Source organism: Rhodobacter sp. NTK016B, from assembly GCF_017303295.1.
In the GTDB taxonomy this organism is placed as follows: Bacteria; Pseudomonadota; Alphaproteobacteria; order Rhodobacterales; family Rhodobacteraceae; genus Pararhodobacter.
Window position 1 is genome coordinate 70,299 of record NZ_JAFKOK010000001.1, and the last position, 13,012, is coordinate 83,310.

Below are 13,012 nucleotides of genomic sequence, written 5' to 3' on the forward strand. Positions count from 1 at the left end.
GGGGGGTGAGGCCGCAGGCCGAGGGGGGCAGCGCCCCCCTACTCGGCCCCTCTCCTACGCATCCGCCGCATGCTGGCGCGGATCGCCAGCACCAGAGCCAGCGCCAGGATCGCGAACTTGCCCTGCGTGAAGGCGCTGGCCGCGAAGATATCCGCGGGGCGCACCCAGTCGGGCCCGGCCTCAAGCATCCGCTGCACCAGCATGTTCTCGCCCCAGTCGAGCGCGACATAGCCCATCGCCGCCATCATGCAGACCGTGCCGAAAGCGCCGTGAAGGGGACGCATCCACCACAGAAGGCAAAGCCCCATCAGCGCCGGAAACAGCGTGTCGGTCCAGAAGATCGGGCCTTCATACAACGCGAAACCCTCGGGCGTGAGCGCGCGCAGAAGCCCGCGCGCCTGCGCAAGGTCATAGCCCGTCACCCGCAGGTCGTAGGGCAAAAGCCCCCCCGATTTTTCCAGCAATCGCTGGCCCAGCACCACGACCAGATACAAATAGACCGCCAGCGTCACCAGCGGCAGCCCCCAGGAAATCGCCCGTTTCACGGCGCGACCCGTTCGATCCGCGCCCCCAGCGCCGCCATCAGCGGCTCGAAAACCGGGAACGAGGTGGCAATCGGCGCGCCGTCATCGACCGTGACGGGCTGATCGGCCACCAGCCCCAGCACAAGGAACGACATCGCGATCCGGTGGTCGAGACGGCTTTCGCAGGTGGCGCCCCCCGGCACGCGCCCGGTGCCGTGGATCGTGAAGGTATCCTCGGTTTCCTCGAGCCGCACACCGCAGGCTTCAAGACCCCGCGCCATCGCGTCGATCCGGTCGCTTTCCTTGACGCGCAGCTCCTTGACGCCGCGCATCACCGTCGTGCCCTCGGCCATCGCCGCGACGACCGACAGGATCGGGAATTCGTCGATCATCGAGGCCGCGCGGTCGGCGGGCGTGGTCGCGCCCTTCAGCGCGGGCGTGTATTTCACCCGCAGATCCGCGACCGGCTCGCCGCCCTCGTCGCGCGGATTCTCGAAGGCGATATTGGCGCCCATCTCGATCAGCGTCGCATAGAGTCCGTCGCGCGTCGGGTTGCGCGAAACCCCGGGCACGGTGATTTCCGATCCCGGCACCAGAAGCGCCGCACAGACCGGGAACGCGGCCGAGGACGGATCGCGCGGCACCGCGACGCTTTGTCCGGTCAGTTCGGGCTGGCCGGTGAGGGTGATTACGCGGCCATCGGGCGTGTCGGTGACATCGACCTCAGCGCCGAAGCCGCGCAGCATCCGCTCGGTATGGTCGCGGGTGGGTTCGGGCTCGATCACCACGGTTTTGCCGGGCGCATTCAGCCCTGCCAGCAGCACCGCGGATTTCACCTGCGCCGAGGGCATCGGCAGCGTGTAGCGCACCGGCACCGGCTCGGCCGCGCCCACCAGCGTCAGCGGCAGCCGACCACCCGCGCGCCCGACGGCCCGCGCGCCGAACAGCGCCAGCGGGTCGGTGATGCGCCCCATGGGCCGCTTGTTGAGGCTGGCATCGCCCGTGAAGGTGGCGGCGATCGGCGTCGTCGCCATCGCCCCCATGATCAGCCGCACGCCGGTGCCCGAATTGCCGCAATCGATCACCTGAGACGGCTCGGCGAAACCACCCACGCCCACGCCGTTCACGCGCCAGTCGCCCTCGGCCACGCGGGTGACGGTGGCCCCGAAGGCCCGCATCGCCTTGGCGGTGTCGATCACGTCCTCGCCTTCCAGCAGGCCCGTAATATGGGTCTCGCCGACCGAGAGCGCGCCGAGGATCAGCGCGCGGTGGCTGATCGATTTGTCGCCCGGCACCTCGGCCACGCCGGCAAGCGGTCCCGATTTATGGGCGATCATCGGGATCGGGGTCGAATGGGCGGACATCGGGACCTCACAGCGCTGCATCTGGCGCGGTCATAGCGCAGCGGGTTTGCTCATGCCAGCCCCGCCAGCCTGAGCCCCGCCCCGGCCAGGGCCGCGCCCAGAATAAGCATCCCCGGCCCGGCCTTGAGCAGGAAGGCCGCGATCAGGGCCAGCGCGGTCAGACCCGCGGCCCAGGGGTCGAACGCCCCGGCGGGCCAGAGCGCGTGCAGCGCGAACCACAGCGCCAGGTTGGCGATCACCCCCACCACCGCGGCCGTTACCGCCTGCAAAGCGCCCGCCAGCGCCGGGCTGTGGCGAAGCCGCTCGGCATGGGGGGCCAGCGCGAAGATCCACAGGAAACAGGGCGCGAACGTGACCCAGGTGGTGATCAGCGCGGCCAGCGTGGCGAGCCCCAGCCCGCCCGCCTGCCAGCCCGCCATGAAGCCCACGAATTGCGTGACCATGATCAGCGGGCCGGGCGTGGTCTCGGCCATCGCCAGCCCGTCCAGCATCTGCCCCGGCGCCAGCCAGCCATGCGTCTCGACCGCCGCCTGCGCGACCCAGGCCAGCACCGCATAGGCGCCGCCGAAGGTCAGCACCGCCATCTGGCTGAAGAACCACGCAACCTGCGTGAGCACATCCTGCGACCCGAGGGTCAGCGCCAGCCCCGCTACCGGCACGAGCCAGAGCGCGGCCCAGATCAGCGCCGTGCGTCCCGTCGATCCCTGCGCCGGCGGCACGCTGCCCTTTGCCTTGGGCGCGCGCGCATAGCCGAAAGCGGCGGCGCCCAGCACCACCAGCGGAAAGGGAAGGTCGAACACGAAGAGCGCCGTGAAGGCGCCAGCGGCGATCACCAGCGCGGCGGGGCCTTTGAGCGCCTTGCGCCCGATCCGCCAGAGCGCCTGCGCGACGATGGCGATCACGGCGGCTTTCAGGCCGAAGAACGCGCCCTCAATCCACGCGACATCGCCCGCAAGCACATAGACCCAGCTCAGCGCCATGATGGCGACGATGCCGGGCAGCACGAACAGCCCGCCCGCGATCACTCCGCCCTTCCAGCCACTGCGCAGCCAGCCGATATAGGTGGCAAGCTGCATCGCCTCGGGTCCGGGCAGGAGCATGCAGAAATTGAGCGCGTGCAGGAAGCGGTCCTCGTCGATCCAACGGCGCGCCTCGACGCATTCGCGGTGCATCAGCGCGATCTGCCCCGCCGGGCCGCCAAAGCTGAGAAGCCCTATCCGGGCCCAGACCCCGAGATCGGCGCGCAGGTCGGGGGGCGGTCTGGTCATGCGGGGCGGCTCCGTGAGAATGTGGTGCAAGGGTCGGGGCGTGTGCCCTGTGATACCGCCACAGGTGGCCCGGTTGGACGACATTTCCGTGACAGTCTTTTACGGGTTCACCATCGCGCCGCGCCGGGATTAGGATCGCGGCGCTTTCATGGACCCGTTGTGATGCCCTTAGACACCTTCCTCGCGCTTCTGACCTTCGCTTTCGTGGCCTCGATGACCCCCGGCCCCAACAACGTGATGCTGCTGAGTTCCGGCGTCAATTTCGGCGTCGCGCGGACGGTGCCGCATATGGCGGGGATCACGCTGGGCTTTTCGCTGATGATCGGGCTGGTGGGGCTGGGCGTGGCGGGGCTGTTCACCGCCTGGCCACCCGCGCGCATGGTGCTGACATGGGTGTCGGTGGCCTATCTTCTGTGGCTGGCGTGGAAAATCGCCCGCTCGGCGCCGCCTTCGGGCACGGTCGAGGCCGGGGCGCGGCCGCTCACCTTCCTGCAGGCGGCGGGGTTCCAATGGGTCAACCCCAAGGGCTGGACTGCAGCACTGACGGCGAACGCGCTTTACGCGCCGGGGTCTGACCTGCCCTCGGTCGTGATTGTAGTGGGCGCCTTCGCGATGGTCTCGGTGCTGTCGGTCTCGGTCTGGACGGTGCTGGGGCGCGGGCTGCGGACATTCCTGCAAGACAGGCGGCGGTTGCGGGTCTTCAACACGGTGATGGCCCTGACGCTGATCGCGTCGCTCTATCCAGTGCTGTTCGGCTGAGGGGACGGTGCGTGCACAGCACGCACCCTACGCCGTTGCGTAGGGGCTGCCGGCCTCTAGTCACTGTTCATTTGCTTTATGAACCTGTGCTCGGCTGTAGGGTGCGTGCTGTGCACGCACCGCTCGTTCACGCCGAGATCATGCCTTTTTCCAGCGCGATCTCTTTCATTCGCGCCTGCAACTTCTCGAAGGCGCGAACCTCGATCTGGCGGATCCGCTCGCGCGAGACGCTGTACTTGCCGCTCAGATCTTCCAGCGTTACCGGCGGCTCGGCCAGTCGGCGCTCGGTCAGGATGTCGCGCTCGCGCTCGTTGAGCACATCCATCGCCTCCATCAGCATCCCTTGCCGCGCTTCGAACTCGTCACGCTCGGCGTAATCGTTGGCCTGATCGGCATCGGTATCCTCGAGCCAGTCCTGCCACGAGGCCGAGCCCTCTTCGCCGCCCACCGTCACATTGAGCGACGCGTCCGACCCCGCGAGGCGGCGGTTCATGTCGACCACCTCCTGCTCGGTGACCGACAGATCCTCGGCCAGCTGCTTGACGTTTTCGGGGCGCAGATCGCCCTCTTCGATGGCGCCGATCCGGGCCTTGGCCTTGCGCAGGTTGAAGAACAGCTTCTTCTGCGCCGAGGTCGTGCCCAGCTTCACCATCGACCACGAGCGCAGGATGTATTCCTGAATCGAGGCACGGATCCACCACATGGCATAGGTGGCCAGCCGAAAGCCTTTCTCGGGATCGAAGCGCTTGACGGCCTGCATCAGGCCCACATTGGCTTCGGAAATCACCTCGGCCTGCGGCAGGCCGTAGCCGCGATAGCCCATGGCGATCTTCGCCGCGAGCCGCAGATGCGAGGTGACGAGCTTGTGCGCCGCGCCCGTGTCCTGATGGTCCACCCAGCGCTTTGCCAACATGTATTCTTCCTCGGGCTCCAGCATCGGAAACCGCCGGATCTCTTGAAGATAGCGGTTCATCCCCTGTTCGGGGCTGGGGGCGGGAAGGCTGGTGTAATCGGCCACCGGGTGTGTTCTCCTTTCAGGATCCTCTACGGGTTACACGGGATATGCCCCGAAATCCGTCGGAATTTTTATCTAGGGACGCGCAAACGTCGATTCAAGCGGATGGTTCCCCGCAGGCTGCAAGCCCGCGGCGTCCGCGTCAGATCACAGAACGGGGCTGATCATCGCCGCGATGTTACACAAAAGCCGGTGCGGCAGCGACCAGTTCGCCACGCTTTCAGCGCTGACCGCCGGGGCTTCGGCGGCATAATCGGATTGGCGGGCGCGGATTGTCGCCGTAACGGCTTCGTCCGCGATCAGCAGCGAATTCTCGAAATTCAGCTCGAAACTGCGGCGGTCGAGATTGGCCGAGCCGACCAGCGACAGCTGCCCGTCGACGGTCAGTGTCTTGGCGTGCAAAAGCCCCGGCGTGAATTCCCGCAGCACGACGCCCGCCTGCAGCAGCCCCGGCCATGACGAGCGGCTGGCCCAGCCCACCATGCGCGAATCGTTGCGTGCGGGCACGATCAGCGTGACCGAGACCCCCCGGATCGCCGTGGCGCGAAGCTGCTCGGCAAGCCCCGCCGTGGGCACGAAATAGGGCGTGGAAATCACCACCTCGCGCCGGGCCGAGGCCAGAAGCAACCCCACCACGTCAGGCACCGCGCCGGGCGACAGGTCGGGGCCGGTGCCGAAGACCAGTGCCGGGAATCCGTCGGGCATGGCGTCGGGCGCCTCGTCCAGCATCGCTGCGATGTCGTCGCCGCCCTGCCCCATCCAATCGGCGACGAACAGCGCCTGCTGCTGCCACGCGACCGGGCCCTCGACGCGCAGCATGATATCGACCCAGGGCGCGAATTTCGCTTTCGGCAGGAAGGCCGCGTCGGCGCAATTCTGGCTGCCGATATGAGCGATGCGACCGTCGATCACGAAAAGCTTGCGGTGATTGCGGATATCGACCCGGCCCAGAGCCAGCCGCGCGAAGGCCCAGCTGGTATCGAAGGCGATGCCGGTCTTGACGCCTGCCGCCTGCATCTCGCGCCAATGGCTTGAGCGCGGCAGCTTGCGCGAGCCCAGCCCGTCGACCATCGCGCGGCAGGCGACCCCACGCCGGGCGGCGCGGGCCATGGCCTGCATCAGCCTTTGGCCATTGCCGTCGTCGAGCCAGATATAGACGAGCACATGAACGCTTTCGCGCGCCGCATCGATATCGGCGATCAGCGCCGATACCGCGTCATCGCTATCGCCCATCAGCCGCGCCGCATTCCCCGGGAGCGTGGCAAATCCGTTGACCGCCTCGGCCCGCGCGAAGGCCGCACGGCCCCGATCCGGCGGATCGACGCGGCCCAGGCCCGGCGGGCTTACCGGCAGCGACGCGCGGGTGTCGCGCAGCTTCAGCGCGCGGCGACGGCCCGGGCTGACCTCGCCCAGGAGAAGGTAAAGCGCGACCCCCAGCGCCGGGATCGCCAGAATCACCAGCACCCAGGCCAGCCGCGATGCCGGGTCGCGCCCGGGCCGCGACAGGGCCCGCACCATCGTACCGGCCTGCAACACGTAATGCACACTGGCGGTAATCGCCACGAGCGTGCCGGTTTCCATCGTCGTCTCCGTCCGGTCTGAAAGGGGCGGGTCCTTGTTGGTCAGGTTGCGGGCGGATGTCCAGACCGGCCTCAGCCGATGAAGAGCACGCCCTCGCCCACCAGCCGCCGCGCCATGACCGCCTGCCCTGCCTCGTCCAGATCGCCGGGCAGGTCACCGACCACGAAGCCCTCCGAGCTCAGTGCCGCGCGCAGGGTTTCGGCGACATGCAGCGGGAAGGTGATCTCGGAGCCATAGACCGAAAGCGCGACCTCGTCTTCGGTCTCGACGATGGCGTGGATCAGGTCAGGGCGACGGCGCAGACGGGTGCCCGGCGCAATCGCCTCGGCGCTGAATTGCTGGAACAGCTGCCCCGGCACGACGGGCACGCGGCGCCCCCGATAATTTTCCGCCGCGGCGGCAAGGGTCGCGTCGGGATCGATCCGGTCGGCGGCGCGGCGCAAGAGGCCCGCCAGCGTCTCGCGCGCGTCGGCGCGGTCGAAATCGCCATTGGCGAAACCCGGCGGCACCGCGCGGCGGAAATCCAGATCGCTCAGCGCCAGCCGCGAGACGGCATCGACCACCAGCTCGATCCAGCGTTGCGACAGCAGCCCCGTGGTGATGTGCAAAGACAGCTCTTCGGTCGCGCGCGCGTCATGCACCACCCCCCTCGGCACGTAGCACATATCGCCCGCATGCAGCGTAAAGGTGTCGATCAGCTTTCCGGCCTCGAACCCGTCGGGGCTGAACGCCTGACTGCGCAGCGGCAGCTCAAGATCGCTTTCATAGATGTTCCACGTCTTCGACCCGGCAGTCTGCAGCACGATCACGTCATGGCTGTCGTAATGGGTCTTGAAGCCCTGCGCGTCGGGCGGGGTGAAATAGATATTGGTCTGCAGATCGCAGCTGAAGACCGTCTCCAGCGAACGGCAATAGGCGGCAAGCTTGGGCAAACGCTTCTGCAAGCCCGGCAGCACGATCGTCGCCCCCTCGGCGAAGTTCTTCACCACCCGCACCGGGTCGGCAAAGCCATTGGGGGTGATATAGTCGTCATTGGTGATCGTGCGGTCCTTCTGAACGAGGTTCAGCTCGTCCCCCGGAATCTGCATCTGCGTGAGCACCTGATCGATATCGCCCAGCGACAGGACCCGGGAGTAATAATCGGGATCGTCGCGGCGGATGACGAGATGCTTCTTCTCAAAATACTCGGCGAAAAACGTGTCTGGCGTGACCGGCGCGATCGCCGTCGCAAAATCCATGGCGGCAGGGGCGGCTGTGTTATCTTTCATCAAAAACTCACTTTAATAGCCGGTTTCCCCAACTGAGGCGTTGACCGGAGAACGAAGTTGACCCAACGTAGCTCTATTAGAAGCATTCCAGACTACAGTGATACAACAAGAGCCAGAGGACCAGTGCAATGGCAGACACGCCGAAAAAAGATCGCAAGACCCTGAAGGACGACGAGATCATCACCCGTCGCGGCATCGGACGTCGTTCGCTTCTTCTGGGCGCCTTCGGCGGCGGGGCGCTGGTCGCGACGGCGGCGCTGGCGGCCTCGGACAGTGACCCCTCGGATCCGGCCGGCCGTGGCTATTCGGGCATGACCGACAATGACGATGGCTCGTATGCCGACGCGTCCGGCCGCGGTCGCGGTTCGGGCGGCTATTCGACCGGGATCACCGATTCGGACAACGGCTCGGTCTATGACCAGCCGGGACAGGGTCGCGGCGGCACCGACTGATCGCGCCACGCCGGACTATGACTGACAACACCGGAACGGACCCTTCGCGGGTCCGTTTTTCGTTGCGCGGCACGGCGGGTCGAAGGCCGAACGCGCGCGCGACGCCTCGGTCCGCGCCACCATAGCCCCGCCCCCGGCGAAACACGGGTGTCACAAGCCCGATCACGCGCGCGAAACACTTGACCGAAAACGATTTCCCGGCCAAAGTTACCACGTTGAAACATATTATTGAGAGCAAACACATGTCAGACGCAGCCAAATCCAAAAAAGCCACGCTGACGGATTCCGAAATCACGACCAGCCGCGGTTTCGGCCGTCGCGCCTTCCTGCTGGGCACCTTCGGGGGCACCGCGGCGCTGGCCGGTTGCGTCGAGACGACGACGATCCGCAGCTCGGGCGTTACCGACAGCGATCTGGGCGCCTATGCCGACCCGGTCGGCGGCGGGCGCGGACGCAGCGGCATCACCGACAGCGATGTCGGCGCCTATGCCGATCCCGTGGGCCGCGGGCGGGGCCGCCGGGCCTGCACCGACAGCGACCTCGGCTCGTATGCCGACCCGGTGGGCGGCGGTCGCCGCTGCTGATCAGCGCTTCAGGGCCGCGATCAGATCGCTGAAATCAACAGGGAGCGGCGACCGGAAGGTCAGCCGCTCTTTGCTTGCCGGATGTTCGAATCCCAGCGTTGCCGCGTGCAGCGCCTGACGTGGAAAGGCGGCGATCGCCTCGGCGCCGCCTGCGGGCAACGCGGCAGGCGATGGCTTGCGCCGCCCGCCATAAACCGGATCGCCCACCAGCCCATGCCCCACATGCGCCATATGGACGCGGATCTGGTGCGTGCGCCCGGTTTCCAGACGGCATTCCATCAGCGCCACCTGCGGCGGGCTGCCGAAGCTCTCCAGCACCCGCGCCCGCGTTACCGCGTGACGGCCCCGGTCGAAGAATACCGCCTGTTTCTGCCGTTCATGCCGATGCCGGTCCAGCCGCGTCTGGATCTTCAGCACCCCGCCCGGATCGAAGCTGGTGCCCTTGACGCCCTTCAGCCGCGGGTCGCCCGCATCGGGAACCCCGTAGACCAGCGCCTGATAGGCCCGCTCGACACTATGCGCCTCGAATTGCGCGGCAAGGCCGTGATGCGCACGGTCGGTCTTGGCCACGACCAACAACCCCGACGTGTCCTTGTCGATCCGGTGCACGATGCCCGGCCGCTTGGCCCCGCCGATCCCCGACAGCGTGTCGCCGCAATGATGCAACAGCGCGTTCACCAGCGTGCCCCGCGGCGTGCCGGGCGCCGGATGCACGACCATCCCGGCGGGCTTGTCGATGACGATCAGATCGTCATCCTCATAAACCACGTTCAGCGCGATATCTTCCGGTTGCGCCTCAAGCTCGACGGCAGCTTCGACGGTCAGGACAATCTCCTCGCCCTCGGCCACCTTGGTCTTGGCATTGCTCAGCACCTCGCCCGCGCGCGACACCGCGCCCTCGGCGATCATCTTGGCGATGCGCGAACGCGACAGCGCCGCCGCCTCTGGCACGTCGCGGGCCAAAGCCTTATCAAGGCGGTCGGGCGGGTTCGCGCCGATCACCACCACGATCTCGAGGGAGTCCTCCTCCATGCCTTCCGGTAACACGTCTTCCGACGATGACATGCCTGCGCTCCCTGCGGATCTGCGGTTTCTGAAAATTCTGGTCACCACGCTGATGGTGGTGATGATTGTCGGCCTTCTAACCATCGTCGGGCTGCTTGTCACGCGGCTGGGTGGTTCCGAGCGTCTTCCCACCCTGCCCGACAGCGTGATCCTGCCCGAGGGCGCCGCCCCCGCCGCCGTCACCTTCGCGCGCGACTGGCTGGTTGTGGTGACCGATGCGGGCGAGATCCTGCTCTACGGTCCCGAGGGCGGCGCCCCCGTCAGCACGACCGCCCTGCCCTGAGCGCATCTTTAATCCGGAAATATCCCGGGGGGTGAGGCCACAGGCCGAGGGGGGCAGCGCCCCCCTTACTTGACGCCGGGCTCGACACGCCGCCGCCCGGTCAGGGCTTGCGGAAGGTCATGTATTGCGGCACCCGCCCCTCGCGCAGCGCTTTCTGCTCGTAGCGGGTGGAATACCAGTCCGCCCAGGGCTCACCCGTGTCACGCTCCAGGACGAAACCCGCTTGCGGCACTTCTTCCAGCGTCTGGCGCGCGTAATCGGGGATGTCGGTCGCGACGCGGAATTCGGCGCCCGGTTTGCAGGCGCCGAACAGCGGCTGCAGATGCTCGGGCGTGACGAAGCGGCGGCGGTGATGGCGCGCCTTGGGCCACGGATCGGGGTAGTTCAGGAACACCTTTTCCAGTACCGCCTCGGGCAGCACGTCAAACAGGTCGCGCACATCGCCGGGATGCAGTGTCAGGCGCGGGCACGGCGTTTCGCGCAGCTGATATAGCGCCATCGCCACGCCGTTGACGAACGGCTCGCAGCCGATATAGCGCACGCCGGGATTGGCATGGGCCATATGCACCATATGCTCGCCGCCACCGAACCCGACTTCCAGCCAGAGCGGCCCGTCCCCCGGCAGCGCCGCCTGCAGATCAAGCAGGTGCCGCTCGGGATTTTCGTCGATGGACACGCCGCGCAGCCGCAACGCGGGCAGATCCTCGGACAGGTAGCGCCGTTGCGCGGGGCGCAGGGTCTTGCCATGCACGCGGCCATAGAAATTGCGGTTGGTCCGCAGGGCGGCCAGCGCGGGATGCGGCGGCAGGTCGGGTTTCGGGGTTTCGTCGCTCATGGCGCGGCCAATAGCCTCGCACGCGCCGCATCGCAAGGCTTTGGCGCGCGGCGGAGGCAAAAGGCTCCGGCCCGCTGCCGTGTTCGCCTACAGGGCGTCGAACAAACGGCCCAGCCGCGCGGCCTCTTCGGCCATGCCCCAGGGCGGATTAACCACGAACATCCCCGAGCCGACCATCCGGTGGCCGTCGCGCGCGGGCGGAAAGCGGACTTCGTGGCACAACGCGCCCGGATGCGCCGTCACCAGTTGCGCGACCATTGCCCGGTGACGGCCATCGGTCAGGATCGGATACCACAGCATCAGGATGCCCACATTCCACTTCCGCGCCACCTGCGCGAAGAGCTTGGGCATGCGGTCGTAATCCTCGGTGGTCTCGTAGGAGGGATCGACCAGCATCAGCCCGCGCCGAGGCATCGGCGGCGTCAGTTCCTGGATCTTGGCGAAACCGTCAGCCTTGTGCACCCGCACCGGCAATTCCGCCATCGCCTGCGCCAGGGCCGCGTGTTCCTGCGGATGCGCCTCGGCCAGATGCAGCGAATCGCTGTCGCGCAGGCTGAGCGCGGCGATCATCGGCGAGCCGGGATAGGCATCGGCGCCGCGCGCCAGCCGCACGCGCTCGAGGATCTTGCGATAGGGATGCTCGGGGTCGATCCGCGCTTCCAGCCGCCCGATCCCCTGCGCCGCCTCGCCGGTCTTCACCGCCTCAGGCGCCGACAGGTCGTAAAGCCCGCGCCCGGCATGGCTTTCAATATAGGTGAGCGGCTTGTCCTTGGCGGTCAGATAATCCAGCACCCACGCAAGCAGCGCGTGCTTATGGACATCCGCCAGATTCCCGGCGTGGTAAAGATGCTGATAGGACAGCATGTGTCCCGGCCCCGCCCCTCAGGCCTTGCGGCGCAGGCGAATGACCACGTCCACGCGCGCCACTTCGCAGCCCTCGGGCGGCTCGGGCAGGCGCATGATTTCCAGCTGGTCGGCCGGGGCGTCGGTCAGGCTCTGGCTGTCTTCCCAGAAATAATGCGGGTGATCGTCGATCCGCGTGTCGAAATAGGACCGCGAGGCATCGACGGTGATCTCGTTGAGAAGCCCCGCCGAGCAGAACGCGCGCAGCGTGTTGTAGACTGTGGCAAGCGAGACCTTCTCACCGCTGTCGCTGGCCGCGGCGAACAGGCTCTCTGCGGTGACATGGCGGTTGCGCCCGTCGCCCATCAGCAACGCCGCAAGCGTCAGCCGCTGGCGGGTCGGCCGAAGCCCGGCCTCTGTCAGCCAAATCGAGGCGCGCTCCTGCGCCAGCCGGTTCTGGGAAGCGAAATCGGTACTCATGCCCCCTTATAAGGCGCGAAGGCGGCGAGATTCAATGGGGGCGCAACAAACCGCCCGTCACAGAGCATCGCTTCGCCGCGCCGCCTCGCTGCTGCTGCTGCCCCTGCGCTTGTCAGTGCGGATGGGGGAATGCTACACGGAATGAACCCTCAGCAAAGGACCGAAAATCGATGTCGCAATACCCCACCCGTTTCGACAAGGACGCCCTTTTGGCCTGCGCCCGGGGCGAATTGTTCGGCCCGGGCAATGCGCAGCTCCCGGCGCCGCCGATGCTGATGATGGACCGCATCACCGATATCTCGGGCGATGGCGGGCTGCACGGCAAGGGCCATGTCGTAGCCGAATTCGACATCACGCCGGATCTGTGGTTCTTCGACTGCCATTTCCCCGGCAACCCGATCATGCCCGGCTGCCTTGGCCTTGACGGCCTGTGGCAGCTTACCGGCTTCAACTTGGGCTGGCGCGGCTGGCAGGGGCGCGGCTACGCGCTCGGCGTGGGCGAGGTGAAACTCACCGGCATGGTGCGCCCCGACCGCAAGATGCTGACCTACAAGGTCGATTTCACCAAGGCCGTGCAGACCCGCCGGCTGACCATGGGCGTGGCCGACGGCATCGTCGAGGCCGATGGCGAGGTGATCTATCAGGTCAAGGACATGAAGGTCGCCCTGAGCGAAAGCTGAGGGATCAGGAC

Annotated in this window: 15 protein-coding genes; 5 read left to right on the top strand and 10 right to left on the bottom strand. The window is 67.1% G+C overall.

What is annotated here, in order from left to right; translation table 11 throughout:
* Positions 1-38: 38 nt before the first annotated feature.
* From JI664_RS00385 to chrA, 3 genes are read right to left on the bottom strand one after another with little or no spacing between them, the layout of a single operon-like run.
* A complete protein-coding gene (locus JI664_RS00385) occupies positions 39-545 on the bottom strand; it encodes a hypothetical protein (RefSeq protein WP_207011726.1) in 507 nt (168 codons plus the stop codon).
* Complete coding sequence (gene aroA / locus JI664_RS00390; RefSeq protein ID WP_207011727.1) at positions 542-1,888, bottom strand: 3-phosphoshikimate 1-carboxyvinyltransferase; 1,347 nt, start codon at positions 1,886-1,888, stop codon at positions 542-544. Before aroA ends, JI664_RS00385 begins: the two co-directional genes overlap by 4 nt.
* A 50-nt stretch (positions 1,889-1,938) precedes the next feature.
* Positions 1,939-3,156, bottom strand: coding sequence for a chromate efflux transporter (gene chrA / locus JI664_RS00395; protein ID WP_207011728.1), 1,218 nt, complete (start codon positions 3,154-3,156; stop codon positions 1,939-1,941).
* Positions 3,157-3,318: 162 nt separating this feature from the next.
* Here chrA and JI664_RS00400 point away from each other — a divergent pair, with 162 nt between their 5' ends.
* Positions 3,319-3,915, top strand: a complete 597-nt coding sequence (locus JI664_RS00400) for a LysE family translocator (RefSeq protein WP_207011729.1) — start codon at positions 3,319-3,321, stop codon at positions 3,913-3,915.
* Between the two features lie 127 nt (positions 3,916-4,042).
* Here JI664_RS00400 and rpoH read toward each other — a convergent pair whose 3' ends face one another.
* From rpoH to JI664_RS00415, 3 genes are all read right to left on the bottom strand, one after another.
* Complete coding sequence (rpoH, locus tag JI664_RS00405; RefSeq protein ID WP_207011730.1) at positions 4,043-4,933, bottom strand: RNA polymerase sigma factor RpoH; 891 nt, start codon at positions 4,931-4,933, stop codon at positions 4,043-4,045.
* A 144-nt stretch (positions 4,934-5,077) separates the two neighbouring features.
* Positions 5,078-6,511, bottom strand: coding sequence for a phospholipase D-like domain-containing protein (locus JI664_RS00410; protein WP_211201590.1), 1,434 nt, complete (start codon positions 6,509-6,511; stop codon positions 5,078-5,080).
* 71 nt (positions 6,512-6,582) lie between these two features.
* Positions 6,583-7,779, bottom strand: coding sequence for a cupin domain-containing protein (locus JI664_RS00415; protein WP_207011731.1), 1,197 nt, complete (start codon positions 7,777-7,779; stop codon positions 6,583-6,585).
* Between the two features lie 128 nt (positions 7,780-7,907).
* Here JI664_RS00415 and JI664_RS00420 point away from each other — a divergent pair, with 128 nt between their 5' ends.
* A complete protein-coding gene (locus JI664_RS00420) occupies positions 7,908-8,231 on the top strand; it encodes a hypothetical protein (RefSeq protein WP_207011732.1) in 324 nt (107 codons plus the stop codon).
* A 242-nt stretch (positions 8,232-8,473) separates the two neighbouring features.
* Positions 8,474-8,815: a hypothetical protein gene (locus JI664_RS00425; protein ID WP_207011733.1), complete on the top strand. Its 342-nt coding sequence runs from the start codon at positions 8,474-8,476 to the stop codon at positions 8,813-8,815.
* On the opposite strand, the gene JI664_RS00430 is transcribed toward JI664_RS00425, so the two are convergent.
* On the bottom strand, positions 8,816-9,847 hold the full coding sequence (locus tag JI664_RS00430; RefSeq protein ID WP_207011734.1) for an RluA family pseudouridine synthase: 1,032 nt from the start codon (positions 9,845-9,847) through the stop codon (positions 8,816-8,818). It abuts the gene before it with no gap.
* Between the two features lie 31 nt (positions 9,848-9,878).
* Between JI664_RS00430 and JI664_RS00435 the strand changes: the two genes are divergently transcribed.
* The gene (locus JI664_RS00435; RefSeq protein ID WP_207011735.1) at positions 9,879-10,163 is read left to right on the top strand and encodes a DUF6476 family protein; all 285 of its coding nucleotides are present in this window, start codon (positions 9,879-9,881) and stop codon (positions 10,161-10,163) included.
* Positions 10,164-10,263: 100 nt separating this feature from the next.
* Here JI664_RS00435 and trmB read toward each other — a convergent pair whose 3' ends face one another.
* The 3 genes from trmB to irr form a co-directional block, all read right to left on the bottom strand.
* Positions 10,264-10,998 (bottom strand): tRNA (guanine(46)-N(7))-methyltransferase TrmB, encoded by a 735-nt coding sequence (trmB, locus tag JI664_RS00440; RefSeq protein ID WP_207011736.1) that lies wholly within the window; start codon positions 10,996-10,998, stop codon positions 10,264-10,266.
* A gap of 87 nt (positions 10,999-11,085) precedes the next feature.
* Positions 11,086-11,862, bottom strand: coding sequence for a 23S rRNA (adenine(2030)-N(6))-methyltransferase RlmJ (locus JI664_RS00445; RefSeq protein WP_207011737.1), 777 nt, complete (start codon positions 11,860-11,862; stop codon positions 11,086-11,088).
* Positions 11,863-11,880: 18 nt separating this feature from the next.
* A complete protein-coding gene (gene irr, locus JI664_RS00450; protein ID WP_207011738.1) occupies positions 11,881-12,321 on the bottom strand; it encodes a Fur family transcriptional regulator Irr in 441 nt (146 codons plus the stop codon).
* A 170-nt stretch (positions 12,322-12,491) separates the two neighbouring features.
* On the opposite strand from irr, the gene fabA reads away from it, so the two are divergent.
* The gene (gene fabA / locus JI664_RS00455; RefSeq protein WP_207011739.1) at positions 12,492-13,001 is read left to right on the top strand and encodes a bifunctional 3-hydroxydecanoyl-ACP dehydratase/trans-2-decenoyl-ACP isomerase; all 510 of its coding nucleotides are present in this window, start codon (positions 12,492-12,494) and stop codon (positions 12,999-13,001) included.
* Positions 13,002-13,012: the final 11 nt, after the last annotated feature.

Coding starts and splice junctions, on each gene's coding strand:
- aroA (WP_207011727.1), bottom strand. CDS start 1,888: ATGTCCGCCCATTCGACCCCGATCCCGATGATCGCCCATAAATCGGGA.
- chrA (WP_207011728.1), bottom strand. CDS start 3,156: ATGACCAGACCGCCCCCCGACCTGCGCGCCGATCTCGGGGTCTGGGCC.
- JI664_RS00400 (WP_207011729.1), top strand. CDS start 3,319: ATGCCCTTAGACACCTTCCTCGCGCTTCTGACCTTCGCTTTCGTGGCC.
- JI664_RS00410 (WP_211201590.1), bottom strand. CDS start 6,511: ATGGAAACCGGCACGCTCGTGGCGATTACCGCCAGTGTGCATTACGTG.
- JI664_RS00415 (WP_207011731.1), bottom strand. CDS start 7,779: ATGAAAGATAACACAGCCGCCCCTGCCGCCATGGATTTTGCGACGGCG.
- JI664_RS00420 (WP_207011732.1), top strand. CDS start 7,908: ATGGCAGACACGCCGAAAAAAGATCGCAAGACCCTGAAGGACGACGAG.
- JI664_RS00425 (WP_207011733.1), top strand. CDS start 8,474: ATGTCAGACGCAGCCAAATCCAAAAAAGCCACGCTGACGGATTCCGAA.
- JI664_RS00430 (WP_207011734.1), bottom strand. CDS start 9,847: ATGGAGGAGGACTCCCTCGAGATCGTGGTGGTGATCGGCGCGAACCCG.
- JI664_RS00435 (WP_207011735.1), top strand. CDS start 9,879: ATGCCTGCGCTCCCTGCGGATCTGCGGTTTCTGAAAATTCTGGTCACC.
- trmB (WP_207011736.1), bottom strand. CDS start 10,998: ATGAGCGACGAAACCCCGAAACCCGACCTGCCGCCGCATCCCGCGCTG.
- JI664_RS00445 (WP_207011737.1), bottom strand. CDS start 11,862: ATGCTGTCCTATCAGCATCTTTACCACGCCGGGAATCTGGCGGATGTC.
- irr (WP_207011738.1), bottom strand. CDS start 12,321: ATGAGTACCGATTTCGCTTCCCAGAACCGGCTGGCGCAGGAGCGCGCC.
- fabA (WP_207011739.1), top strand. CDS start 12,492: ATGTCGCAATACCCCACCCGTTTCGACAAGGACGCCCTTTTGGCCTGC.